Source organism: Aliinostoc maniaoense, from assembly GCF_058172895.1.
In genome coordinates this window covers 4,796,911-4,820,858 of the sequence record NZ_CP187952.1, presented here as the reverse complement: position 1 = coordinate 4,820,858, position 23,948 = coordinate 4,796,911, and the positions used below count along the sequence as shown (strand labels likewise).

The 23,948-nt window shown below is 41.8% G+C and carries 23 protein-coding genes and 1 pseudogene; 10 read left to right on the top strand and 14 right to left on the bottom strand.

Annotation, left to right across the window (positions count from 1 at the left end; all coding sequences use genetic code 11):
* Positions 1-245: 245 nt before the first annotated feature.
* The gene (locus ACPZ3T_RS20865) at positions 246-1,202 is read right to left on the bottom strand and encodes a glycosyltransferase family 9 protein (RefSeq protein ID WP_490271371.1); all 957 of its coding nucleotides are present in this window, start codon (positions 1,200-1,202) and stop codon (positions 246-248) included.
* A 295-nt stretch (positions 1,203-1,497) separates the two neighbouring features.
* On the opposite strand from ACPZ3T_RS20865, the gene ispD reads away from it, so the two are divergent.
* Both ispD and scpB read left to right on the top strand, forming a co-directional pair.
* Positions 1,498-2,178, top strand: coding sequence for a 2-C-methyl-D-erythritol 4-phosphate cytidylyltransferase (gene ispD, locus ACPZ3T_RS20860; RefSeq protein WP_490271370.1), 681 nt, complete (start codon positions 1,498-1,500; stop codon positions 2,176-2,178).
* Positions 2,179-2,366: 188 nt separating this feature from the next.
* Positions 2,367-2,903: an SMC-Scp complex subunit ScpB gene (gene scpB, locus ACPZ3T_RS20855; protein WP_490271369.1), complete on the top strand. Its 537-nt coding sequence runs from the start codon at positions 2,367-2,369 to the stop codon at positions 2,901-2,903.
* Here scpB and ACPZ3T_RS20850 read toward each other — a convergent pair.
* Positions 2,900-3,043: a hypothetical protein gene (locus tag ACPZ3T_RS20850; RefSeq protein ID WP_490271368.1), complete on the bottom strand. Its 144-nt coding sequence runs from the start codon at positions 3,041-3,043 to the stop codon at positions 2,900-2,902. The two genes, scpB and ACPZ3T_RS20850, sit on opposite strands and share 4 nt — an antisense overlap.
* A gap of 227 nt (positions 3,044-3,270) precedes the next feature.
* On the opposite strand from ACPZ3T_RS20850, the gene ACPZ3T_RS20845 reads away from it, so the two are divergent.
* Positions 3,271-3,630, top strand: coding sequence for a DUF760 domain-containing protein (locus ACPZ3T_RS20845; RefSeq protein ID WP_490271367.1), 360 nt, complete (start codon positions 3,271-3,273; stop codon positions 3,628-3,630).
* Positions 3,631-3,648: 18 nt separating this feature from the next.
* Here ACPZ3T_RS20845 and ACPZ3T_RS20840 read toward each other — a convergent pair whose 3' ends face one another.
* Positions 3,649-4,938: an RNA-guided endonuclease InsQ/TnpB family protein gene (locus ACPZ3T_RS20840; RefSeq protein WP_490271366.1), complete on the bottom strand. Its 1,290-nt coding sequence runs from the start codon at positions 4,936-4,938 to the stop codon at positions 3,649-3,651.
* Between the two features lie 59 nt (positions 4,939-4,997).
* On the opposite strand from ACPZ3T_RS20840, the gene ACPZ3T_RS20835 reads away from it, so the two are divergent.
* Entirely contained in the window at positions 4,998-5,192 is a 195-nt protein-coding gene (locus tag ACPZ3T_RS20835) for a hypothetical protein (protein WP_490271238.1), read from the top strand.
* 81 nt (positions 5,193-5,273) lie between these two features.
* Here the strand turns inward: ACPZ3T_RS20835 and hisIE are convergent, their stop codons facing one another.
* The 3 genes from hisIE to ACPZ3T_RS20820 all read right to left on the bottom strand — a co-directional run bounded on the left by hisIE (position 5,274) and on the right by ACPZ3T_RS20820 (position 7,202).
* Complete coding sequence (hisIE, locus tag ACPZ3T_RS20830; RefSeq protein WP_490271365.1) at positions 5,274-5,924, bottom strand: bifunctional phosphoribosyl-AMP cyclohydrolase/phosphoribosyl-ATP diphosphatase HisIE; 651 nt, start codon at positions 5,922-5,924, stop codon at positions 5,274-5,276.
* Between the two features lie 173 nt (positions 5,925-6,097).
* Positions 6,098-6,892, bottom strand: coding sequence for an IS5 family transposase (locus tag ACPZ3T_RS20825; protein ID WP_490271364.1), 795 nt, complete (start codon positions 6,890-6,892; stop codon positions 6,098-6,100).
* Between the two features lie 115 nt (positions 6,893-7,007).
* Positions 7,008-7,202 carry a ChaB family protein gene (locus tag ACPZ3T_RS20820; protein ID WP_490271363.1) on the bottom strand — a complete coding sequence of 65 codons (195 nt, stop codon included), beginning with the start codon at positions 7,200-7,202 and terminating at the stop codon, positions 7,008-7,010.
* A gap of 110 nt (positions 7,203-7,312) precedes the next feature.
* On the opposite strand from ACPZ3T_RS20820, the gene hemL reads away from it, so the two are divergent.
* A complete protein-coding gene (gene hemL, locus ACPZ3T_RS20815; protein ID WP_490271362.1) occupies positions 7,313-8,611 on the top strand; it encodes a glutamate-1-semialdehyde 2,1-aminomutase in 1,299 nt (432 codons plus the stop codon).
* Positions 8,612-8,656: 45 nt separating this feature from the next.
* On the opposite strand, the gene ACPZ3T_RS20810 is transcribed toward hemL, so the two are convergent.
* A complete protein-coding gene (locus ACPZ3T_RS20810) occupies positions 8,657-8,818 on the bottom strand; it encodes a metallothionein (RefSeq protein WP_490271361.1) in 162 nt (53 codons plus the stop codon).
* A 620-nt stretch (positions 8,819-9,438) separates the two neighbouring features.
* Between ACPZ3T_RS20810 and ACPZ3T_RS20805 the strand changes: the two genes are divergently transcribed.
* Both ACPZ3T_RS20805 and ACPZ3T_RS20800 read left to right on the top strand, forming a co-directional pair.
* Positions 9,439-11,055, top strand: a complete 1,617-nt coding sequence (locus ACPZ3T_RS20805; protein WP_490271360.1) for a serine/threonine-protein kinase — start codon at positions 9,439-9,441, stop codon at positions 11,053-11,055.
* Positions 11,056-11,224: 169 nt separating this feature from the next.
* A complete protein-coding gene (locus ACPZ3T_RS20800; protein ID WP_490271359.1) occupies positions 11,225-11,968 on the top strand; it encodes an FHA domain-containing protein in 744 nt (247 codons plus the stop codon).
* 249 nt (positions 11,969-12,217) lie between these two features.
* Here ACPZ3T_RS20800 and recA read toward each other — a convergent pair whose 3' ends face one another.
* From recA to ACPZ3T_RS20770, 6 genes and pseudogenes are all read right to left on the bottom strand, one after another.
* Complete coding sequence (gene recA, locus ACPZ3T_RS20795) at positions 12,218-13,288, bottom strand: recombinase RecA (RefSeq protein ID WP_490271358.1); 1,071 nt, start codon at positions 13,286-13,288, stop codon at positions 12,218-12,220.
* Between the two features lie 234 nt (positions 13,289-13,522).
* Positions 13,523-14,530 carry a patatin-like phospholipase family protein gene (locus ACPZ3T_RS20790; RefSeq protein WP_490271357.1) on the bottom strand — a complete coding sequence of 336 codons (1,008 nt, stop codon included), beginning with the start codon at positions 14,528-14,530 and terminating at the stop codon, positions 13,523-13,525.
* Entirely contained in the window at positions 14,527-15,549 is a 1,023-nt protein-coding gene (locus ACPZ3T_RS20785) for a diguanylate cyclase regulator RdcB family protein (protein WP_490271356.1), read from the bottom strand. The genes ACPZ3T_RS20790 and ACPZ3T_RS20785 overlap by 4 nt, the downstream gene beginning before the upstream one ends.
* Positions 15,550-15,608: 59 nt before the next feature.
* Positions 15,609-17,993: a dynamin family protein gene (locus ACPZ3T_RS20780; RefSeq protein WP_490271355.1), complete on the bottom strand. Its 2,385-nt coding sequence runs from the start codon at positions 17,991-17,993 to the stop codon at positions 15,609-15,611.
* A gap of 223 nt (positions 17,994-18,216) precedes the next feature.
* Positions 18,217-18,489 (bottom strand): annotated as a pseudogene (locus ACPZ3T_RS20775) (DUF2887 domain-containing protein); the annotation flags it as partial.
* Complete coding sequence (locus ACPZ3T_RS20770; RefSeq protein ID WP_490271354.1) at positions 18,449-18,595, bottom strand: DUF2887 domain-containing protein; 147 nt, start codon at positions 18,593-18,595, stop codon at positions 18,449-18,451. The pseudogene ACPZ3T_RS20775 and the gene ACPZ3T_RS20770, both read right to left, overlap by 41 nt.
* A 65-nt stretch (positions 18,596-18,660) precedes the next feature.
* Here ACPZ3T_RS20770 and xseA point away from each other — a divergent pair, with 65 nt between their 5' ends.
* The 3 genes from xseA (at position 18,661) to ACPZ3T_RS20755 (ending at position 20,364) form a co-directional block, all read left to right on the top strand.
* Positions 18,661-19,881, top strand: coding sequence for an exodeoxyribonuclease VII large subunit (gene xseA / locus ACPZ3T_RS20765; protein ID WP_490271353.1), 1,221 nt, complete (start codon positions 18,661-18,663; stop codon positions 19,879-19,881).
* A 102-nt stretch (positions 19,882-19,983) separates the two neighbouring features.
* Entirely contained in the window at positions 19,984-20,220 is a 237-nt protein-coding gene (xseB, locus tag ACPZ3T_RS20760) for an exodeoxyribonuclease VII small subunit (RefSeq protein ID WP_490271352.1), read from the top strand.
* Between the two features lie 12 nt (positions 20,221-20,232).
* Positions 20,233-20,364, top strand: a complete 132-nt coding sequence (locus ACPZ3T_RS20755; protein ID WP_490271351.1) for a hypothetical protein — start codon at positions 20,233-20,235, stop codon at positions 20,362-20,364.
* A 46-nt stretch (positions 20,365-20,410) separates the two neighbouring features.
* Here the strand turns inward: ACPZ3T_RS20755 and dnaX are convergent, their stop codons facing one another.
* Positions 20,411-23,644: a DNA polymerase III subunit gamma/tau gene (dnaX, locus tag ACPZ3T_RS20750; RefSeq protein WP_490271350.1), complete on the bottom strand. Its 3,234-nt coding sequence runs from the start codon at positions 23,642-23,644 to the stop codon at positions 20,411-20,413.
* Between the last annotated feature and the right edge of the window lie 304 nt (positions 23,645-23,948).

The window sequence follows — 23,948 nt, the reverse complement described above, 5'->3', positions numbered from 1 at the left end:
TCTGTGGCGTGGAGGTTGTACCAAAAACAATCCAAAAATCCTAATATCGAAAATCCCACGGCAGTTGCTTCATCATGCCGGGAAACCCCACACCCCACAACCTACAACCTTCTTATACCATTTCTCTAAATCCCGGCTACAGATAGCTCATTCTTCCCCTGCCCCCTGCCCCCTGCCCCCTGCGCCCTGCCCCCTGCCCCCTGCCCCCTGCCGTCTCTATGTAGGTTTATTTTAGAGAATTGCTATTAGCCTCCCCAGACTTTTTGCAAAATCGTTTTGGGAGAAATATCTGCTAGTCTTCCGGTAGCAGATTTAATCCCCAAAAACTTGTCACTGTTTGGTAACAATTTGCTTGGCTCTGTAGCACCAAACAAACCGATAGTATAAGTCTGTACTGCTACACTAACTTGTAGTGGCGCACTATCAGTAGTCAACATCAAGCTAGCTCCAGCGATGATAGCGGCTAATTTACCGATATCTTCAGGAGTCGTCACTTTAATATTGGGACATAAATCTCGGAGCGATCGCACCAATGCTTCATCATTTGGCCCTTGAATCACCACTATAGATAAATCTGGCTGTTTAGTTTGAAAATCTTGAATAATTTCTTGCCAGTTCTCTAGGGGGTAAACCTCCAACCCCCGGGCTTTTGATGCCCAGCTAGCACCACCATAAATCAACACATAACCTGTTTCATTTATGCCTAGGCGTTTTTGTTCTGTTTGCGCCCATTCAATGTCAGGTTTAGGTACATTCACAACTAACTCTGGGTTAGGGGTGCTAATACCTAAAGGTTGTAGCAAATCATGGTAAGTTGCTGCTACATATTGAGATGATTTCAAAGGTACAGTCTTGGTCAGAAATCCAGAACCTTTACCTTGGTAGCCGATGCGCGTGGGGATTCCGGTTAACCAGAGAAAAAGTCCCACTAACCAACTTTGACCAACGCTAATGGCTACATCATACTCACGATCTCGAATTGTGCCTACAAGGTTGCCCCAATCTGCCAGGCTGTTACGGTCTGTGTAATCGAAAGTCAGTACCTCATTGACTGACTTACTCACCCGGTAGGCAGCCTTTGACCGGGGTTCAGTAACGACATCTAGTTGAGAGTTTGGATAACATCTCTTCAAATCGTCTAGAGTCGGAAAGAAGAGAATTTGATCGCCAATTCCACCAGGTACAAGGGCTACTACTCGCATAATAATTATTGACGCTTACTCGCTCCTTATTTTAGGTGAATATAGGTGTTAGATATTAGATATTGGGGAATTGGGCATATCAATTCAAAATTCAAAATTCAAAATTCAAAATTAAAGAATTTTGGGCATTGGGCATTGGGCATTGGGCATTGGGCATTGGGCATTGGGCATTGGGCATTGGCATAAATATTTCTCCCTTGTCTACCTTGTCTACCTTGTCTCCCCCTGCCCCCTGCCCCCTGCCCCCCTGCCTCTTACACCCCTACACCCCCTACTATAAAGATTGAGGAACGCTGTGTATTTACTAATTCCCGCCGCAGGTGTCGGCAAAAGAATGGGAAGTCAACGGAATAAACTGCTTTTGGAAGTGCGATCGCAATCTATTCTCGCTTGGACTCTATTGGCTGCACAAGCAGCACAGGAAATTACTTGGATTGGGATTATTTCTCAACCTACTGATTGGCCAGAATTTAAGGAAATTATCGCTAACTTACAGTTGACTAAACCAGTAGAGTTAATTGTCGGCGGTTCTACTCGGCAAGAATCAGTTTATAACGGTTTACAGGCACTACCACAGGAGGCAGAACAGGTTTTAATTCACGATGGGGCTAGATGTTTGGCTACACCTGATTTACTCAATGCCTGCGCTCACGCTATTCGTCGATGTTCTGGGTTAATTGCGGCTGTACCAGTTAAAGATACAATCAAAGTCGTGGATGAAAATGGCATAATTCAAAGTACACCCGACCGTAGTTATCTCTGGGCAGCACAAACACCCCAAGGATTTAATGTCAAGCTCTTAAAACAGTGCCACGCTGAAGGTGTTCGTCAAGGTTGGGAAGTCACCGACGATGCAGCTTTGTTTGAAAAGTGCGGCATCACAGTGCAAATTGTGGAAGGAGAAGAGACAAATCTCAAAATCACTACTCCCCAAGATTTAGCGATCGCAGAATTTATCCTCAGTAGTCGAGAGTAAGTCAGGCTGAAAGAGTAGAGATTTATCTTGACTTAAAACCGATAAACAGGTATAATCCCACACAATTTATTGTTGAATGATGATGCCATCTCAATAGAAAAATTCAACAAACAAAATTCAGATTTTTGATTTGGAATTGTGAATTTTGTAGCTTGCTACTCGATAGGGTATTGTGAATTTTGAATTGTATGAATACAGCCACAGCGACTAAGATAGAAGCGATTCTCTATTTGAAGGGTAAGCCGTTATCCCTCGGTGAAATTGCCGAGTATGCCGCTTGCGATCGCGCGACGGTAGAAGAAGGCATGATCGAACTAATGGACAACTATGCCCACCGAGAAAGTGCTTTGGAAGTTGTAGAAACACCAGCAGGTTACAGCTTGCAATTACGGTCTGACTTCCATGACTTAGTACAAACGCTGATTCCAGTAGAATTAGGACTAGGTGCATTAAGAACTTTAGCAGCGATCGCCCTTAATAGCCCCATCCTCCAAAGCGATTTAATTAACCTCCGTGGCTCAGGAGTATATCAACACGTCCCCGAACTAGTCGAACTAGGTTTTGTTCGCAAACGCCGAGATAATGAATCTCGTTCCTATTCCCTACAAGTAACCTCAAAATTTCATCAATATTTCCAAATCGAACAACTTCCCCAAATCCTCAACCAAGAACCGAAAGAACAACAATTAGAACTAGAACTAGAAACAGGGGAGTCTGCAAATTAAGAGGGGGCATGGGGCATGGGGCATGGGGCATTGGGCATGGGGCATTGGGAATAGCGCAGGGTGTGGGAGGTGTGGGAGGTGTGGGAGGTGTGGGAGGTGTGGGAGGTGTGGAATGGTGGAAAACAAATCTTTCCCCCCACACTCCCCTCTCTCCCCACACTCCCCCTCCCTTGTCTCCCTTGTCTCCTACACCCCTACACCCCTACACCCCTACACCCCAAAACCAAGCTTTTTCGTACACACCGTAAAAAACCTACACCTGTAAGCCAGGGAGCAGTAAGCTAGGAACTGAATAATGCCTAATTACCCACTACCCTTGTACTATGGTTTAGAGTAGAATTAGCAACTAAGCTAAAAAAAATTGCCAATGGTGTTTGATCCTGACTTTTTGAACGACAACTCCGAGGAAAACCCCAACCAACTGCTTTCTGAGAACTTTGGGGAGAACCCCAATCAGCTACTCAAATATCTGCAACATCAGTCTCCAGAAGTTCTAGCCCGTGTTGCTCAGTCAGTCAGCCCGGAAATTAAACAAATTATTTCCCAAAACGTACAAGGGCTAGTGGGAATGCTCCCCGCAGAAAATTTCAACGTCCAAATTACCACAGACAAAGAAAACCTAGCCGGACTACTAGCATCGGCCATGATGACGGGTTATTTTCTGCGCCAAATGGAACAAAGGATGCAATTAGATCATTTATCTAATGTTGACACTCCCCACGCCTGAAGGCGGGGGATTCCAGCGTCACTGACGTTCCTTGCTTTTACAGGTCTTGCGACCAATAGAAGTAGAGGGAACATCTCGACTGGCGTTACTTCCCGGATGCCCTCCGGTAGCGGCAGTTGCTCCCCTTGGGGAGACCCCAAGACCGCACTGCCTAGCCTTTGCACGAACGCCAGTTACCTCTCTACGAGACGCTACGCGAACAAGTCGGGAAACCCGCCCACGGCACTGGCTCCTTAAAATTACTTTGGCTGCATTCACATCCCTTTGTTCAATGTGACCGCAATGCGGACAAGAATGAGTTCGAGTGCTGAGAGATTTCTGTACTCTTGCACGACAATTGCTGCACTCTTGGCTAGTGAAATGTGGCGGGACAGCAATTATTTCCCGTCCAAATTTCTCACCAAAGTATTCAAGCCACTGGCGGAAGTTGTACCAAGACGCATCAGAAATACTCTTAGCAAGCTTGTGGTTTCTTACCAAGCCCGAAACATTTAAATCTTCCACGACTACCTTAGCGTTAGCTAGGCATAAGTTACGTGCTAATTTTTTAGCGTGTTCATTCCTTTGTCGAGTTACTTTTAAATGTTTACGAGCATAAATACCACGCGCTTTTCTTCTGCCAGATGACCCCTTTTTCTTCTTGTAAATGTTACGTTGAACCCGCTTAATTTCCTGTTCTGCTTTGCGTAAAAAGCGCGGGTTCTCTTGATGATTACCGTTGCTATCAGAGTAGAAATACTCCAAACCTACATCAATACCAATTTCTGATGTAGTTAGTGGAGCTTCTTGTTGATTATCAATCTTGAGGCAAAACTGAACATAACATCCGTCGGCTCGACGCACAATCCGAACTCGTTTAATTAGTTCAACAGGGTATTGATGAATATCCCACTTACCTAATAATTTAAGCTCGCCAATACCTTTTTTATCGGTAAAAGTTATGCGACGTTTTGTTGGGTGCAACTTCCAACCAGATACCTTGTATTCAACTGAACGACTATGCTTTTTGAATCTGGGATAACCCTTCTTTCCAGGCTTGTTTTTCTTGCAGTTATCAAAGAACCGATTGATAGCGCGTTCTACATTTTCTACTGATGCCTGACAAGCGTGACTGTTTAAATCATTAACAAATTTAAATTCTGTTCTTAGTTGAGTGTTGTACTGATACAGTTGTTTTTTGCCAATGCCACGATTATCCATCCAATATCTAAGAACTTTGTTGCGGACAAACTGACTTGTGCGAATAGCTTCATCTATTGCTGTTGATTGGGCTTTCTTAACAACCGCTTTATATTCTAGTATCAACACTCTTGTATCACCCCCTTTCCTTTGATAGACTATATTTAGCATATACACAATATCTAAATATGGCAACTAAAAAAAGATTAAAAAATGTGCCAGTTTTGCATGATGAAGTTAAAGAAAGGCATCAGATAGTAGTTACCCCTTCCGCTTGGGAAAACATGAAAATGGAGTCCAGCAATAGAGGTATTAGCGTTAGTGAATTAATAGAAGAATTTGGACGGCGATTAAAATCGCCAACGGCTAACCCCCATGTCTGAAGCCAGGGGCTTGCTCGCCGTTGATATTTTGGTCATTAGTCATCAGTTTTTCCCCTTAGCTCTACTCACACTCCCTAATTTTTAACGTCGGCGTTTTTGGAGTTGGCGATAAACTGCCTTTAAATCTACTTGATGGTGAGCTAAGGCAACTAGTGTATGGTAGAGCAAATCTGCCACTTCACCAGCGATCGCATCTGGTTCATCATCTTTAAAGGCCATGACTACCTCAGCCGATTCTTCGCCAATTTTCTTTAAAATCTTGTTATCCCCACCAGCTAACAACTTGCAGGTGTAGGAATTTTCATTCGGATGATCCCGGCGATCGCATATTACCTGAAACACCTGTGATAAGGTATCCCCTGGTGGTGCAGTAATTTTTCCTTCTATCTGATGAAAACAACTGCGCTCACCTGTATGACAAGCAATATCTCCTACTTGCTCTACGCCAATCAGTAAAGCATCACTATCGCAGTCATAACGAATGCTTTGCACCTTTTGGATATGCCCAGAAGTCGCTCCCTTGTGCCATAACTCCTGGCGGGAACGACTCCAAAACCAAGTTTCTTTAGTGTCTAAGGTCTTTTGTAACGATTCCTGATTCATCCACGCCATCATCAGCACCGTTCCATCCAAGTAATCTTGGACGATTGCTGGCACTAAACCCCGTTCATCGTAGCGGATTTTCTCGACGGGAATGGCATTGTGCAGTGAGTGGGAATCGGTGGAAAACATACCAGCTAATTTGCTCTAGTAAAACTAATGATGTCTCGTTTCACGATACCATTATCAACAGTGCAACTGGCATGATTTTTCCACGCAGTTTGTTGTTCATCAGGAAAATGGGTAGAAACCCCGTCCTTAGTCGTGAGTCTTAGAGGATGTTTGGAAAGTATGAAACTAATCAATCAAGCAAGTCTTCTCAGCATTAACCGAATCATTGCGACTTGTACAAATGTTTCATGGGTCTGCGGTAAAATTTCGTAGTCTTTACTTAACCGGCGACACCAATTAAACCAACCAAAACTGCGCTCAACAACCCAACGTCTTGGCAGTAGAACAAAGCCTTTGGTATCAGTTGGACGACGTACAACCGCTAAAATCCAATGGTAAGTGTCCATCACCCATTTCATAAATCCCTCACCTTGGTATCCAGCATCAACCCAAATACAAACTAACCGTGTCAGGCGATCGCTGATCCTGTTGTAGGCTTGTGCAAATAATTTCTTTGCTCCAGCTTTATCAGATTCATATGCTGATGTCACTACAACCATTAAGACCAATCCCAGGGTGTCAACCAGCAAATGGCGTTTACGTCCTTTTACTAACTTACCTGAATCAAAACCAACATCCTTTGACACCATTGTTCCATTCTCTACAGATTGGCAATCGACTATTGCCGCACTGGGATTAGCTTCTCGGTTTTCCACAACCCGCACCCATTGTTGTAGCTTATGATTCATACCTTCCCATGTACCATCCATTCGCCATTTGCGGAAATAGTAGTAGACCGTTTGCCACTTCGGAAAGTCATGCGGCAACATTCGCCATGCACAACCCGCACAAAGAATATAAAAGATAGCACTAACCACCCCACGTAGATCAACACAACGAGGACGACACCCTAGATTTTCAGGCGGTATCAGATTTGATAACAATTCCCATTGTTCATCTGTCAGGTCTGTTGGATATGATGTAGACATTGCTCTAGTAACCCTGTCGCTTTTTTATCTACTGACAGAATACAGTTACTGGAGTTTTTTTAGACTTTCCAAACATCCTCTTAGGAATCACCGCCCTAAAAGTGCGGTGAGGATGTCAACTTTGTAAAACAACATTTTTTTGCATGGCCGACTGCATTCTGACAGCACTTAGTGCTACATGGTGAGCCTTAGAATCTTCACCATACCAATGCAGGGCTGAGTTAAAAGCGGCGCGGTAAAGGTCTTGGTATGCCTCTGATAGCTGTTTACGTATTTCTAAAGGCAAGTCTTGATTTGACTTGTATAACATATCGTTATTTTTTTGGTTCTATTAATTCTATACGATAGAAGTTCTAGGCAAAATTTCACCCTATCCTAAGATAGAGCTTTTTTTTGAATGCCCACTGTTAGGAGAGAACCTTGGTAAATACCACAATTAAAACCACAAAATCACAAGAAATTTTTACGGCTGCCCAAAATCTTATGCCAGGCGGTGTTAGTTCCCCAGTTCGAGCTTTTAAATCTGTAGGGGGACAACCCATAGTTTTCGACCGGGTGAAGGGCGCGTATATTTGGGATGTAGATGGCAACCAATATATTGACTATGTAGGCACTTGGGGGCCAGCTATTTGTGGACATGCTCATCCAGAAGTGATTAGCGCACTCCATGAAGCCTTGGAAAAAGGTACTAGCTTCGGTGCGCCTTCAGTGCTAGAAAATGTCTTGGCAGAAATGGTCATTGCGGCCGTTCCTAGCATCGAAATGGTGAGATTCGTCAACTCCGGGACAGAAGCTTGTATGGCTGTGCTACGGCTGATGCGGGCTTTTACCAACCGGGAGAAAGTCATCAAGTTTGAAGGCTGCTACCACGGCCACGCTGATATGTTCCTAGTCAAAGCTGGCTCAGGTGTCGCTACCCTCGGTTTACCTGATTCCCCAGGTGTACCTAAATCAGCCACTAGCAGCACCCTTACTGCTCCATACAACGACCTAGAAGCAGTCAAAGCTTTATTTGAACAAAACCCCGATCAGATTGCTGGTGTAATTTTAGAACCAATTGTAGGTAACGCCGGATTTATTACCCCTGATGCTGGCTTTTTAGAAGGATTACGGGAACTCACTCATGAGCATGGGGCGTTACTTGTGTTTGATGAAGTGATGACTGGTTTCCGCATCGCCTATGGTGGCGCGCAAGAGAAATTTGGCATTACACCCGACTTAACCACTATGGGTAAAGTTATCGGTGGTGGATTGCCAGTAGGTGCTTACGGTGGTCGCCGCGATATCATGTCTATGATTGCTCCGGCTGGCCCTGTATATCAAGCCGGAACTCTTTCGGGAAATCCCCTAGCCATGACGGCCGGGATTAAAACCTTGGAATTGCTGCAAAAGCCTGGTACTTACGAGTATTTGGAACGCATTACCAAAAAGCTCGCTGATGGTTTGCTACAAGCGGCTCAAGAAACTGGTCATGCTGCTTGCGGTGGTTCTATTAGTGCGATGTTCGGCTTATTTTTCACCTCTGGCCCTGTGCATAACTATGAAGATGCCAAAAAATCAGATACAGGTAAATTCGGCCGTTTCCATCGCGGTATGTTAGAGCGCGGTGTTTATTTAGCACCTTCTCAATTTGAGGCTGGTTTTACTTCTTTAGCTCACACTGAAGAAGATATTGACCAAACTATTGCGATCGCACGCGAGGTATTATCTAGCCTGTAATTCTTAAGTGAGGAGTGCTGATTTAATCCAGCACTCCTCCAATCCTCAGCAGCCACAACCTTTGTGATTGCATCCTTTGATGGTTTTATGTCCTTCAGCACAGCCTTCAGAACAGTAGTATTTACCATCCTTACTGATAGCATCTTCTACCGAAACGATACACAGGCAACTTGGACAAGCGCATTTCATTTGGTTTACAGTTGTCATATTTTTCTCCCAAATATTTCTGTAATTACACTATAACATCTGAACATATATTCAAGTATTATTTACATAACTTAATGTTGGGATATATGAAACTATTCCATGATTGACGTACTCCCCATAGAGGAATCTAGGGGCTTGCGCGTCATTGATTTTCGGTCAAAGGAAAAATTATTATCAAATTCCTACTTCCCCTGCTTCCTGTGCTACACAGCAATTGATGATCTTTGTGCGATCGCTTCAGTAGCATTTAGACCAGATAGTAAATATTTTCACCACATCTAAAATCCAAAATTGGTATCAGCATTCTCATCTAAGTAATACTACAGAAATAACTGTTTTTAAATTACTTAAATTTATCAAATTTAGCAATTACGTATGTGGATAGCAAGCTATGCTAATCATTGATGTAATTAGATTATAGAGACTCGACACTATTAGTCAGAGTAAGTATAATAAATTGTTTGGCATGATAATTGCTTTACACAAGTCAGATTCAACTTCAGCAACTCTTCAAAAGAGTTACCGCAAAACTTACCTAGCAATAGTTGAATTTGAGTCGCAATAATTAAAAAAGAGTGTAACGCTACCGGTTATTATTTCGTGCAGCGAGTTGACAGTGCATGAGCTATTGCATAAATCCCAACTGTCCAAATCCAGAGAATGTAGCATATAGCCAAAGATGTGAGGCTTGTGGCTCACCATTAGTGTTGCGCGATCGCTATCGAGTTTTGAAGCCATTAGGTCAGGGTGGCTTTGGCGCAACGTTTTTAGCCCGTGATGAGATTTTACCAGGAGAACCCAGTTGTGTCATTAAGCAACTGCGTCCTTCAGGTACAACACCACAAGTTTTGCAGATGGCGCGAGAACTATTTGCGCGAGAAGCCAACACCCTAGGCAAAATTGGCAATCATCCCCAAATACCACGATTGTTAGACTATTTTGAGGCGCAAGAACAGTTCTACTTAGTTCAGGAATATATTAGCGGTTCTACCCTCCAGCAAGAAGTGAAACTGAATGGTACTTTTAGCGAAGCTGGTGTTAAGCAATTTTTAAGTGAAATTTTGCCATTATTACAATATATCCACGATCAAAAAGTTATTCACCGTGATATCAAGCCAGCTAACTTAATTCGCCGTTCTCAAGATTCCAGAATGGTACTGATTGATTTTGGCGCGGTAAAAAACCAAGTTACCCAAACCACAGCCAACCAATCAGGACATACAGCCCTAACTGCATATGCAATTGGTACTCCTGGTTTCGCACCACCAGAGCAAATGGCAATGCGTCCAGTATACGCTAGTGATATTTATGCTCTGGGAGTCACCTGTGTTTATCTGCTGACAGGTAAAACTCCTAAAGACCTGGATTACAATCCCAGTACCGGGGAAGTGATGTGGGAGCATTTAGTGCAAGCGAGCGATCATTTGATCCATGTGTTGCGAAAAATGGTAGATGTCTCGGTTCGCACGCGCTATCATTCAGCCAAAGAAGTTCTCAAAGCATTGGAAATCGAGCCATATTTAGAAAGTTTGGCGGGAGGATTGCTAGTTAAATCTGAACCGAATCATAAAGAGCCAACATATCAGCGTCCCGAAAATTCTGCGATTTTACATAGCAACCCTGGTACAGCTACAGGTTTAGGTGTAGCACAGGTAGCAGCCGCCATTCGCGCCAGACGAGCCAAAATAGCCGAGGGTACTCGATTAGATGCTGGAGGAACACGACAAGGAGTTCCCTCTGGTAAACCAACATCCTTGTCTAATAGCCAGAGCAATGCGTCACAAAACCCCAAATCTAAAGTTGGGCGTAGACTAGATACCCAAACTTTACTTAAAGCCTATTTGAAGGGAAGACGAGATTTTGCTCTACATAATTTAAACTTGCTCAATCTCCAAGGTGTAGACTTATCATCGACTAATTTTCATTCTTGTCAGCTACAAAATACTAATCTTCAAGGAGCTAATCTCCATAATACTGATTTTGGGAGAGCTAGTTTAACTCGTGCCAATTTAAAAGATGCTAACCTCTCAAAAGCTTACTTCAATCATGCCGATTTAGAGGGTGCAGACTTACGCGGTGCCGACTTGACTAATGCTTATCTGAGTCATGCTAATCTCCGGGGTGCGAATTTATGCGGTGCTAATCTGACTGGAGCAAAAATTTCTGATGAACAGTTAGCATTAGCTAAGACAAATTGGATGACGATACGCCCTAATGGTAAACGGGGTTTATTGTAGGTAATAATAATGATTGCTATCGGTCAAATTGTAACAGTATAGCGATTGAGATTAATAGTTAATCTTATTGGATTCTTCATACAAAATATCTGTTAAATATAGATGTAAATAATTTACCATACTATTAAAGATTACATCCCTTTTAGAATAGTCTTTAATTATTATAGTTATGAGAACCAATTTAAAAAAACAAGAGGTAGAAAGGCGTTTAAAATTGTATCAAGTCTTTTTAGCTTTGTATGAACGGCATGGTTATCTTCTAGATGAAATTCTTCAGCTAGAAAACCTCTATCAGCCATCATTAACAGAGGTAAAATGGCGTTATGTACAAGGTGTTGTAGAGAGTTCATCTGTTTATGTGATCACTAACCTGTGTAACCATCAGACGCAAACTCTCCAGCAACCGCAACAGGTTTGGACAATAGGACGCGATCGCAGTAATGGTATATATACAGAAGATCAACATTTATCTCGTTGCCATGCTGCCATTCAGTACATTCAAAATCAAGGCTTTTATTTAGTAGATTTTGACAGTACAAATGGTTCGTTTGTCAATGGCGAACCTATCTATCAACCAGTCAAACTGAAAGAAGGCGATCGCATCCGTTTAGGAAGTTTGACTTTTGATTTTTTCTGCACTCATCAACAGCGTATTTTACCAAAATTACCAACAGATTTACTCAGTCACTTAATGCCCATACCAGCAGATGTTCACCAACAGGCTTTAAGTGATTATACTGCGGTTGAAGAAGAAGGTGAACTCACAAATCTTGATGAGACTGTACGCATTTCTCTAGATTGCGCTTGGGGTAAATTAGAATGTGGACGAAATGAGTTACAAGAACAACAAAAATCTGAGATTTTAGATAGATTTTTCCAGCAATCAACAGGTTTTAATAATTGCTGGGAGTAATATAAATAAAACGAATTGAAAAAACAAAACTATCTTAAGTAATGCAAAAAAACTAAGATTAAGTTCGTAGTAAGGACTTTAGTCCTGATTTGTTCGCGGAGCGTCCCGCAGGGAACGGAGAGAACTCAGAGAGAACTAAAGTTCTCACTACAAACCTTTAATTATTTACCCTGTTCTACTTAGAATTAAAAAAGATTACTCCAAAAAGGAGTAATCTTTTTAATAAATGATGATATTGGGAATTAAATTCTATTCTTCATCAACATCTTCTTCTTCATCGTCTTCACTAACTTTAGATACAGAGTTAGCTGATACAACAGCACCCATATCTAATTTCTCTCGCACTAGCTTTTTGATTTGTTCTGTAAATTCTGGCTTTTCTTCTAAGTACTTAATAGCATTATCTCGGCCTTGAGAAATGTTATCGCCGTTATAACTGTACCAAGCTCCTTTGCGTACCAAAATGCCAGTTTCTTCTGCTAAATCTACCAGACAACCGATAGTAGAAACTCCCTTACCAAAAATAATGTCAAATTCCGCGATTCTAAAAGGTGGTGCAACTTTATTTTTAGCAACTTTCACTTTGACACGGTTGCCAAATTCATCTGAACCCTTTTTCAGAGTTTGAATACGACGAATATCTAGACGAACTGAAGCATAGAACTTCAACGCATTACCACCGGTAGTAGTTTCAGGACTACCGTAGGTGACACCAATTTTTTGCCGTAACTGGTTAATAAAGATAACAGTACAACCAGATTTACCAATATTGCCAGTAATTTTACGTAAAGCTTGGCTCATCAGTCTGGCTTGTAAGCCGACGTGAGCATCACCCATATCGCCTTCAATTTCCGCACGGGGAACTAAAGCTGCTACTGAGTCGATAACTACAATGTCAACGGCGGCGGAACGTACTAGTTGATCAACAATTTCTAAAGCTGCTTCGCCGGTATCTGGTTGGGAAACTAGCAGATTGTCAATATCTACACCTAAAGCCGCAGCATAGGTAGGATCAAGGGCGTGTTCTGCGTCTACAAAAGCAGCGATGCCACCTTCTTTTTGCACTTCTGCGATCGCGTGCAGTGCTACAGTCGTCTTACCGGAACTTTCCGGCCCATAAATCTCAATCACCCGCCCCTTGGGTAAACCACCACCCAACGCTAAATCCAAAGTCAATGCCCCTGTGGAGATGGTTTCTACCCGCATCCGGGTAGCATCACCTAGGCGCATGATTGCTCCTTTACCGAAGCTGCGCTCAATCTGGTTGAGTACCATATTGAGAGCCTTTTGCTTGCCGGAAGTATCGGTATTGATAGCCATTCGTGCCTCTATTAAGTATATGGATTTCAGATGTGTGGGGTTGAGAGTTTTAGTAGAACAGATATACTATTTTAGCCGGAAATTTCTGGAATAGGACTTCTCAAATTAAAAAGTAACTGTGACAAGATCCTAACCTGATTGCTACGTAATTGGGGTAGTGGGATTGTAAAAATTTTGAAAAAGGTAATATTTTAAACTTAAATGTACGCAGGGCTACGCCAAAGATATGGCAGCTTACAGAGGAGAGTCGTTGATTAAACGCTGAGTTGAGTTAATCAGGCTGTCATGACAGTGTCGTTGATGTTTCAGGGTGCTAAAAGTTTGGATAATGGGAGTTAGACAACGCTTCGCGTCTTCGTATCCACGCTTTTGGAGTTCTGCTAGACGTTCAGCACTGAAGTCTAAAACAGTATCAATTAAGCCAATAATGGGTGTATCCGATTTATTGATTGGTAGTTGTGGTCTAATTTCGATAATGGTTTGTGCTGGAAAGTCGTGGCGATTCCAATCTACACCATTTTGCAGATGAATGATAATTGCATGAGTACAGCCACGGGCAGCTAACGCTTTTAATGGGACATTATCCGCTAAACCACCATCAATATACACTTGGCTATTTACGTGACGACTGGGAAAAGCTAGGGGAAGGGCTGCACTGGCTAGAATCACATTATAGAGGGTTTCATCGTCTGTAAAATCTTGTACACATAGCCAATGAGCATCTGTCCCGGTGCGTGCGCGAACTAAATCAACTAGCAAATTGTTGCCCAAACCAGGGATTTTCAGGGAAGGAAAGACTGTCACCCATAATTCAATCCCTCGGCGCAATTTATGCGGATTAACAGTTTTTCGTAACAATTCTGCAATCGGGGCGGGATCAAATATGGCGGTAGAGTCTTGTAATAGTCCTTGTTTAAGTAGAAACTCAAGTGTCCATATTCGCAATGTTGGGACAAAAGCTTGAGTAGTGTAACTGAGTGTACGGAGAACTGTACCCGCATGAGGACGTAAAATGTCTGCTTGAGCCAACTGATTCCAGAGTTGATTAAGCTGTTGTACTGCTTGAGTAAAATTAGGATGGGACGCAAGGACAGCACCATTGAGAGAGCCAATGCTAGTTCCAGCAATAATTTGAGGGACTAAACCGATTTCGGCGATATATTTTAATGCACCAGCTTGATAAGCTCCTTTTGCTCCTCCGCCAGTGAGTACGAGTCCAAATGTAGGGTTAGCAGGTTTCATCGTATCATTGCTAGACAATCGTTGGCGGTTTCTTCGACAACAGCAGTGATAAATTCCTGTGCATCGGTGGTAAGGGAAATGCGCTCAATGTGGGCGCGACAGAGTGCGATCGCGCTTTGTCCTGGTTTAATAGGTCTAGCATCTTCTGGTAGTGTGGCTAATTCCAAAGTTGTACCAATGACAAATAAGTAGGGTGTATTAATTAATCGCTGATGGGGAATAGAACGAATTTCGAGTAAACTAGCAGTTAATTCTCGGTCATTGTTTGCCATTGTTGACCACGATTGATCTAATAAATCACCAAGTCCAAAGAAACTGTTAGGAAGTTGTTTGCTTGTGGACAGAATTTTATTCACCAACAACTGGCGCAAACGTTTTTGATCACCAGTTTCTAGTTCATACTTAATTACAGAACTGCTGAAGACTTCCCTTGCTAATAAAGCTACTTGTACAGTCCAAGGTAGCTTTGTATAAGTTTGTCCAGCCGCCCAAGCAGTAACAATATAATCAAAATCTTCATTAGCAGCCACTCGCACTTCTAATTTACGCACCCTTGCTTCAATATTGTTCAGTCTTGTGGTAATTTGTTGAGCTAATAGATTGAGTTGGTGGCTAAGTTGAATTACTGCGTCTTCTTGGTTTTGTAACCTCTGTTTTTGTTGACGAATTGCGTCACGGGCTTCTAGTAAAGAATTTTGGGTAACTTCCAGAGCAACTTGACTGATACGAAGTGAGTCAGTAAGTTCTAAAACCCATTTACATAGTGCTTCTTGACCAGCAATTAAGTTACCATCAAGGAGGAGTTTACGTTTATTATCACTGCCATCAATTTGATCAATTAGCTGTCCAATAAATCCCCTATTTCTGCGATAGCGGATGATGTCTTTGCTAACTTGAATACCATTGATGAGGTCTATTAGGGCTTTGTCACCAACAACAGGGATGCGACGCTGAAGTTGCTCAATACTTTTAGGAAATCGGCTATGAATACTAATATCTTCGTCTTGTGGGATAATCATATTCTAGCTATGAACAGATTTGAAGTTTGATAAATATAAAAAATAAAAACAAAAAAAATTCATCTTTTAACCCTCATTAATTCACCTGTACGGTTCAAATTAATATCTACTTTGTCTCTATATTGCCTAGTTTCAATTTCTAACGAACTGAGTTCACTGACTAATTTTTCTCTTTCTTCTGTCTGTCTTTTCTGGTCTTGTTGCGCCTGCAATAAAGTATCATGATAATTTTTTAAGTAAGTATCAAGTTCTGCAAAGAACTTATCAATTTGTTGTTTAAAGTCAGCGTCTAAATATTGATTAATTCCCTCTTTGATATTTTTAATACTATCCTCAATTAGATTATTAGATTTTTCAACTATTTCTTCCAGAGAAACAGTATAATAATCTTCTTGTTTATCTGGTAACTTGACACTAATCTCTTCTTTTTTCTCAACCATCCAAAGCCAGTGCCAAAAATATCGTTTTCCAACTATTTTTTTCTGATAGCCTTGATCTATCCACTTCGTTTTTTGACTTATACTCACTTGAATATTATCAAAATTTTCATACTCTATGGTTGGTGTTGGCAAAGATAAATTGATATTAAAATTTTCGTTTAGCCTTTGACAAGCACGTTCAATAATCGGCTTAGTTTCAGTTTCTAAAGAGTCTTGTATTTTCTGACGCGACTGCTTAATTATATCTTTAGCTTGTTGGCGAACATTTTCAAGCAAAGGTTCGATGACATTAAATTTAGCAGAAGCAATAGCTTGTTCTCCGAAATGTTCTGCTTCTTGCATACTTGTAAATTCAATTACACCGTCATTTGCTGATTTTATTTCAACATAACTAAATGTTTTAGAAACCCAGTTTAAAAAATTTTGAGTGATCATACCTCCTTTTTTGAGATTATCTGCACGTTGATATTCCTCTTCATGGAAATACGTCTTAAGACTGTATTGAGCTTTTTTTTGGATATCTTCAAGTATTTTTTCAAGTCGTTTGTAAAGATTGGATTTGATTCTATCTACTTCTTGTAGGCGATGACGACATTGTTCTATAGATTGCAAATCTCTTTCCAATGCACCAACTTCTTGTCTAATTTTGGCTTCATCTGCATTGATAGCACTGCTGCGAAGTTGTACATCATTACTCAACTCTAAAAGGCGACCACAAGCAACTTTCAAAGATGATTTCATACAACGAGGCGCAGCTTCTTTCATCAGTGCTGTAATTGCACCATTTAAAAATGGGTCAAACCCTGATTTTTTCCAAAGCTTTTCAGCTTTAGTTTGTAAATCCTGGACTGTAGCTTCTTCAAGGTCTTCTTCCCAATCAATACCAAACACCTCTTGAGCAAGTGCTTTTGCTGTCTTCATCTCAGCAATATTAATATTTGGATTGTGCTGCAATTCTAATAAAAAGCTAGCAGCAGTAAAAGCTCTCCTTGCTGATATTTCAAAGACTCTACCAGAATCACCACCGTCACCAATGCCAAATTCGGCAGCAACAAACTGCTGCACCTGTTCAGGAGTCATATCTCCTTGTCGGCGTTGGTCAACTTTGTTAATTAACACATATAAATTATCTTTTCCTCGCAATTCAATTACTTTCTGAACATCTGTTTTAACTTTCTCAGCAGCTTCATTTTTCAACTGCGTAAAATCTAAAACAATCAAAACAATTGAACTTTGGCGAAGTTGTTCAGCGACTACAGTCTGAAGTCGTAGATTTTCTCCTGCTTCGTTTGGCCCAGGGGTATCTACAATTACCAAATTACCAAGCTGTGGTTGTTTCTCTTCAGTTTTTTCTAAACGCCAAAAAGGGGTTTCTATTTTAGGAATATCTATTAAGTATTGTATGGGATCAGCACTTGGCTCTAGGATACTGCACAGGCGAACAATATCATTTATGTGAGTTAAAGTATGAATAATCTGCTCACATCCTCTACTTTTTGCAGGTATTTTTATTCCTATCGGCTGTTTAATGTCCTGTAGCATATTAGCTAAATGTGGATATTGAGCAAGTTTTTCTTGTACTTGTTCTAATCCTAAAGATTCAATTTTATTGCGTAAAGCTGATAGTGTTTCTTGAAAAACTGATAATATATCTTGACTTAGATGTAAAACTGGCTCTGTGAATTGAGCATTAAATATAATCTCTGTAGGAAGCGTTGTCATAGCTGAGTTACGACTTGGTAAAATCTCTTGTCCAACAATGGCGTTGGTAATAGTTGATTTACCTGCTTTCATTGGCGCAACAATCGCCATTCTCAACTCAAGATGCTTTACTTTTTTAGCTTCGTCTCTAATTTGTTGCTCAAATTCTGCGTATTTATTCCCAGATGTATCAGAACTCAGTGCTGTACTAGCACGATTCATTAGTTCACTGATTCGCTCCAGTAAGTCAATTACATCTGTTTGCAAATCTTGTACATTTGGCTTCAGCACTTCAGCAACCATAATATTTTAACTTCAGCGTTTTTCAATATACTACTGAAGATTCTGGCTTAATCAGAATGACAATGGAAATGGTAAAAATACTGTAAATGGACATTTAGCTTATTCATATATTTAGTTGAAACTGGTCCATCTCAGAATTTTGTATGGAGCGATCGCACTTCTCGGTCATTTTTGCACATTCTCTACAAGTTTTCTAGGCAAGCGATCGCCACATTCTGACTAGTTAAGTCTGTTGCTGGGCAATTTTCCTTACTGTTTCAATGTTAATGTCTAGCTGTTGAGCAATTTCTTCTACACTGATTCCGGCTTTTAAAAGCAACGGCACAGCTGCTAGTTTACCTTCTTCTCTCCCTTCTTCTCTACCTTCGTTTAAGGCTTCTTGATAAACTCTAGTTTGTTTGAGGGCGTTGAGTTTCAACATATCTTCTATCTCTTGACGGGTTAATTGCGGAAATTTATAAACTATGATTGTTTCGATTAAATCGATGATGGCTTGACCGAAATTGATAACCTTGAGCATGATCGGGAGAGTATCCGATTAACTCGAAGAATATACTAGGAAACTCGGCAAACAATTGATAAAAAATGCTGTCAGTTTTCACTCTAAATGTTGAATGGCTCAAAAAGACGCTATGTTGATTTTAAGTGCATAGTGGGTTGAAATCACATGAATCTTGACTTTCCTGATACCACCTTATCTGTAGCAGGAATTACTGAATATATCCAAGTGCTGTTAGAAGAAAATCCCATCCTGCGACAAGTTTGGGTAATGGGGGAAGTATCCAGTGCTAATCAGCATCGCAGTGGGCTATTTTTCACGCTACAAGATACTGACGGCACAGCCTCAATTAAGTGTGTGGCGTGGAATAGTCAAGTTAGTAAACTGATGCAGTTACCTACCGTTGGGGAACAAATCATTATTTTAGGTAGTATTCGCATATATCCCCAACGAGGAGAGTATCAATTAACAGTATGGCAGGCTTTACCCGGTGGTGAGGGTTTGCAAGCATTGCGCTACCAACAATTACGCAAGCGTTTACTAGAAGAAGGTTTATTTGATACAGCAAGAAAGCGATCGCTCCCACTTCATCCCCAAACTATCGCTGTAGTCACGTCCCCCACGGCGGCGGCTTGGGGCGATATTCAAAGAACCCTCAAGCAAAGATATCCAGGGTTACACGTTTTATTTTCACCCGCCACAGTTCAAGGTGAGCAAGCCCCAGACTCAATTGTTAAAGCTATTGCCAGAGTAGAAAAAGATGGACGCACCGAGGTATTAATTTTAGCAAGGGGTGGCGGTGCTGTAGAGGAATTAGCTTGTTTTAATGATGAACGAGTAGTGAGGGCGGTGGCTGAGTGTTCTATCCCCGTAATTACAGGAATTGGTCATCAACGGGATGAGTCCTTAACGGATTTAGTGGCGGATGTGTGCGTACATACACCCACGGCGGCGGCGGAAACTGTTGTTCCTTCCCTGGCACAGTTGTATACTCAGCATCGGCAGCGAGTTGATGCTTTATATGATGGGTTGCTAGCTTCTCAGAGTCAAGCTGTTCATCAACTACAAACTTTGCGCCATCGGTTGCGAAATCTGCGTTTAGATAGACAAGTACAGCAGGAAGTTAATCAGCTAAATTGGCAACGTCAAAAATTACTGCAACTAACCAAAGGGCGATCGCAACAAGCACACCAACATTTAGAATTATTACGAGAAAAATTAGCCACCCTTGACCCCAAAGCCGTGTTACAGCGTGGTTATGCCGTAGCCAGAGAAGAAAATGGTGCGATCGCTCGTGTTGCTAGTAAACTAGCTATTGGGCAAGAATTATCATTGCAATTAGCACAAGGTAAAGTGAAAGTGCAGGTACTGGAAGTAGAAGATGAATAGGGGATTGGGCTAAACAATTCAAAATTCAAAATTCAAAATTCAAAATTATTGAATTTTGCCGTATTGGGGATTGGGTATTGTATTGAAGCGAAGATAAAATAAATGGTTAAACGGAAAACATCCTCTAATCCTGAAGCTTTAACAAATTGGAATTATGAGGAAAAAGTAGCAGAAATAGAAAAAATTATCGCTCAGATTGAATCAGGTAATTTAGAGTTAGAAGCTGTATTTGATCAATTTGCTAATGCAGTTGAATATCTGCAACAATGCGAAACTTTTTTACAGCAGCGACAAAAGCAAGTTGATTTATTAATCGAGACTTTGAGTGACAGTCAATAAGATGGGGTTGGGGTGAAGAATGTAGGGGGGCAGGGGGCAGGGGGCAGGAAGCAGGGGGCAGGGAGACAAGGGAGACAAGGGAGACAAAGGAGACAAGGGAGCAGGGAGCAAGGGAGCAGGGGGAGTAACACTCTTCAATTTTGAATTTTGAATTTTGAATTTTGAATTTTGAATTGATATGCCCCATTCCCTAAAAATCATCATCAACTACATCATCTACCCATTCAGATGTAGCGGTTTCTGTTAACTCTTCACCATCATCTGTGAATCGGATGACTTGCCCGTCAAAAAATTGTGCTAGACGTTGGGCAGCGATCGCAGCTTCATCGGTTTCCCAAGTTGCTGGAGGTGGTGGGCTAGTTGGGGGGGGTGGTGTTTTGGGTTTATTAACTGGTGGTTCGGGTTTGGTTGGTGTGGGTGTTATTGGGGTTGGGGGTGGTGTGGGGGTGGGTGGTTTGTGGTTGTTGTAACTGGCTGGAGGTGGTTGCTTGACGGAGGGTGAACCATTACCGTTGGCTGGGGGGGTTTTTTTGGTGGCAGGGGGAGTTGATGTAGTGGCTTTTTCTAGGGTGACTTGCACTGGTTGATGAAAAGTTTGTTGAAAAGCTGCCGTAATCATCTGTAAATCAGATTTTACTTTGTCAAACCATACTGGTTTCACTCCTACACGGGCTACAGTGCCATCAAATTCAATTAAATGGCACATTTGACCTAATAAAGCACGTCTGGGTATTTGCTGAATATTACTTAATACTTGCTGCCAAATTTCAGTCAAGTCCAATTGCCCTGTTTCAACTGTTTCCTGTATAGGTGGTGGTGAGGAATTGGGGGTTAAGGGTTGTGCTTCTGGGGTGGAGGCAGGTAAGGAAGATGAAGCGACAGGGGCAACTTTTTCCTCTGGGATGGGGGGAGGGGATGGTACAGTTGAAGCAGGTGGGGGTGTTGTTGGGGTGAGTTTTTGCGGTGGTATTTGTGGGGGGACGGCTGGACGCTGTTCCCTGGGTGATATCACAGGGAATACACCAGTAGGGGTTGAGGGAATATTAGCACTGGGTAATAGTCCTAGTAATGTTACTTCTAACCATAATCGTGGTTGAGTAGTATTTTTTAGTTGCAGTTCGGCTGTTTGTAAGTGTTTTTGACCAAGCAAAATATTACCTATGGGTAAAGCCTGGGCGCACTCAACTAGTGCTTTCCAGGTTTGCTGGGTGCAAGCTACTAAATCTTGGCGGTTCGGTGCAGTTTTTGCTATCAGTAAATCACGGTAGAAGGCGGCAAGATTTTGCAGAATAGTTAGTGGTTCTCGACCACGATCTAAAATTTGGCGAGTTTGATCTAATACTGCTTCTGGGTAATCTTGGGCGATCGCATTTAATAATGCCAATAAATCCCGTTCACTTACAGAGCCAACTAAGTCCCAAACTCTTTCCGGGGTGATTTCTCCGGCTAATAAAGCCAACTGATCAAGGAGACTTTCTGCATCTCGCAATCCTCCCTGAGATAGTTGAGCCACTAGGGTGACGGCTTCCTGTAAGATATGAATATTTTCTTGAGAGGCGATCGCACTTAAATGCTTCACCATCGCCCCTAACTCAATGCGTCTAAAATCGAACCTTTGACAGCGTGAAATAATTGTTGGTAATACTCTTTGCGGGTCAGTTGTAGCGAGTACAAAGACTACGTGTTTAGGTGGTTCTTCTAGTGTCTTTAGTAGCGCATTGAACGCTGCACTACTGAGCATATGGCAGTTATGAACTAAAAGCCCATTAGCTACAAAATTATGATTATCCTCAACTTCAATGTCATATACTCGCTCAATTCCAGCGAGGTGAACAGATTCGACCTGTTCCAAACTTGTAATCCATTGAGGGTATTGCATACTGTTTAAGGTCTGCCAGCCATTTCCTACTGGTGTTTGCGCCCATAGATATGTAATGGTAGTGCTTTCCTGTTCTACTTCTGGTGTATGACTTTGTTTGTGCTGGATATCCCATTGCTGTGAGCCAATTGGCAATGATTTGATTTTCTGGGGCAGAAAATCCTTCTGTATGCAATTGAATTTGTGGACTCCCTGCGGGAGACAGGCTGAGTGAGCCATCATCCATGTACCACCAAGCAAGTCCTTCTGGTGAAATTCGATTAAGCCACAGCCAAGAGACGGTTTTCTTATTCCCATTGACTCTAACGATGTCAAAGACATCTTTAAGTTGGGGATGACAACAGGTGTTGCTAGTGATGGAACTTTTACCGTATCCCTGATTAGTGGTAAAGCGTCGTGTTGGTCGTAATACTTGTAACCGAGATGCTTTGTAATCAGACCACTCAAGCTGATTTTCGGCGTGTGTCCAAGCCAATCTAGGGAATCTGCTGTGTTTATTGGGGTAAGTGATGGCACAATCCCCAAGTAGTGTTCCGTAAATAAGTCCGAGTATCTCTGGCTGTATAACTTCCGCCGTGGTAATAAAGTTTTCTGTGCGCTTAATCCAAATTCCGTGTCCTTTTTTGAATGGGTGTCTTTCCCAGTGAGACTGTATACTTTTAATTCCTTTGCCTTTGACTTGTAAGAAGTTTGGTAAATCGAGCTTTTCTCCACCGCCACACCCACACAAGGGACGGAGTAACTCGGCTTGTTCCCGAATATATTCCAGGTTGTAAGATTTTTGTCCGTAGGTATTGCCTTTGAACTGGTGTCCTGAAACAAATCGGCGGACACGTCCATCTGTTCCAAATTTGTAAATGAGGTTGCCACATCCACATTCACAGGGGATAGTATCTTCGCTCCTTCTTTGACGTTTTTTGCTGGTATCCATCCCTGATCTGTCCTAATTAAATGATTTCCCGTACATCTAATTTCTTGGCGAGTGGTCTTGATACGTAATATTTCTCGTTCACCTTGATCTAACCACCGGAGAACTTTTTTGAATTGCCACTTTTGTAATGAGTCATTATAACTGAGGACTTGTTTGCCCTTGATGGTGGGATCATCAATTCTCACCAGACCTTCAGTAGTTAAAACCAGGGAATCTCCTGTTAAACACTCGTCAATTACATAAACTTTATAACGGCACTGTACAGGAGCGAATTGGGCTTTTTCAATCAATTCGCGGATATTATCGACACCAGTGTTACTGGCAGCATCAATCTCAATGACATCTAGAGAGTAACCTTTGGTGATTCCTTGACAAACATCACATACGCCACAGGGTTCAGCCGTGGGTTTGTCTCCTTGCAGACAATTTAGGGATTTAGCCAAAATACGCGCACTAGAGGTTTTTCCTGTCCCCCTAGGGCCAGTAAACAAATAAGCAGGGGCAATTTTAGCTGTACGGATAGCATTAATTAAAGTGGTAGCGATCGCTTCTTGCCCCACCAGTTGAGCAAAACTCTTTGGACGATACTTGTGGTGCAGGGGTTCGTAAGACATGGATCAAAATATTCAATGCCTTTGGTAGTTGACAAAGCCAAAAGCCTGACAAGTATACCAGTTTTACTCTCTTGACTAAACTCAGTATTTAAGTGGAGATTGTCACTCAGCACTCATTTCTGGTTAAAGCATTTTAAACTTTACTGCCCATGTTGACGACTGTGGCATAACCTAGAAGAGACAATAAAACTCATTTATATACATTTTATTGATCAGGATCAAGCGAGAGTATTTAGGGATGCTTTCAGCATCCACAATAGTAGCTCGCTAAAATCTTAGGGTAAACAATAGTAGATGGTACACA

Coding starts and splice junctions, on each gene's coding strand:
- ACPZ3T_RS20810 (WP_490271361.1), bottom strand. CDS start 8,818: ATGACAACTGTAAACCAAATGAAATGCGCTTGTCCAAGTTGCCTGTGT.
- dnaX (WP_490271350.1), bottom strand. CDS start 23,644: ATGTCTTACGAACCCCTGCACCACAAGTATCGTCCAAAGAGTTTTGCT.
- ACPZ3T_RS20800 (WP_490271359.1), top strand. CDS start 11,225: ATGAGAACCAATTTAAAAAAACAAGAGGTAGAAAGGCGTTTAAAATTG.
- ACPZ3T_RS20805 (WP_490271360.1), top strand. CDS start 9,439: ATGAGCTATTGCATAAATCCCAACTGTCCAAATCCAGAGAATGTAGCA.
- ACPZ3T_RS20820 (WP_490271363.1), bottom strand. CDS start 7,202: ATGTTATACAAGTCAAATCAAGACTTGCCTTTAGAAATACGTAAACAG.
- ACPZ3T_RS20835 (WP_490271238.1), top strand. CDS start 4,998: ATGGCAACTAAAAAAAGATTAAAAAATGTGCCAGTTTTGCATGATGAA.
- ACPZ3T_RS20790 (WP_490271357.1), bottom strand. CDS start 14,530: ATGAAACCTGCTAACCCTACATTTGGACTCGTACTCACTGGCGGAGGA.
- xseB (WP_490271352.1), top strand. CDS start 19,984: ATGGTTAAACGGAAAACATCCTCTAATCCTGAAGCTTTAACAAATTGG.
- ACPZ3T_RS20825 (WP_490271364.1), bottom strand. CDS start 6,892: ATGTCTACATCATATCCAACAGACCTGACAGATGAACAATGGGAATTG.
- ACPZ3T_RS20845 (WP_490271367.1), top strand. CDS start 3,271: ATGGTGTTTGATCCTGACTTTTTGAACGACAACTCCGAGGAAAACCCC.
- ACPZ3T_RS20780 (WP_490271355.1), bottom strand. CDS start 17,993: ATGGTTGCTGAAGTGCTGAAGCCAAATGTACAAGATTTGCAAACAGAT.
- xseA (WP_490271353.1), top strand. CDS start 18,661: ATGAATCTTGACTTTCCTGATACCACCTTATCTGTAGCAGGAATTACT.
- ACPZ3T_RS20865 (WP_490271371.1), bottom strand. CDS start 1,202: ATGCGAGTAGTAGCCCTTGTACCTGGTGGAATTGGCGATCAAATTCTC.
- scpB (WP_490271369.1), top strand. CDS start 2,367: ATGAATACAGCCACAGCGACTAAGATAGAAGCGATTCTCTATTTGAAG.
- ACPZ3T_RS20785 (WP_490271356.1), bottom strand. CDS start 15,549: ATGATTATCCCACAAGACGAAGATATTAGTATTCATAGCCGATTTCCT.
- recA (WP_490271358.1), bottom strand. CDS start 13,288: ATGGCTATCAATACCGATACTTCCGGCAAGCAAAAGGCTCTCAATATG.
- hisIE (WP_490271365.1), bottom strand. CDS start 5,924: ATGTTTTCCACCGATTCCCACTCACTGCACAATGCCATTCCCGTCGAG.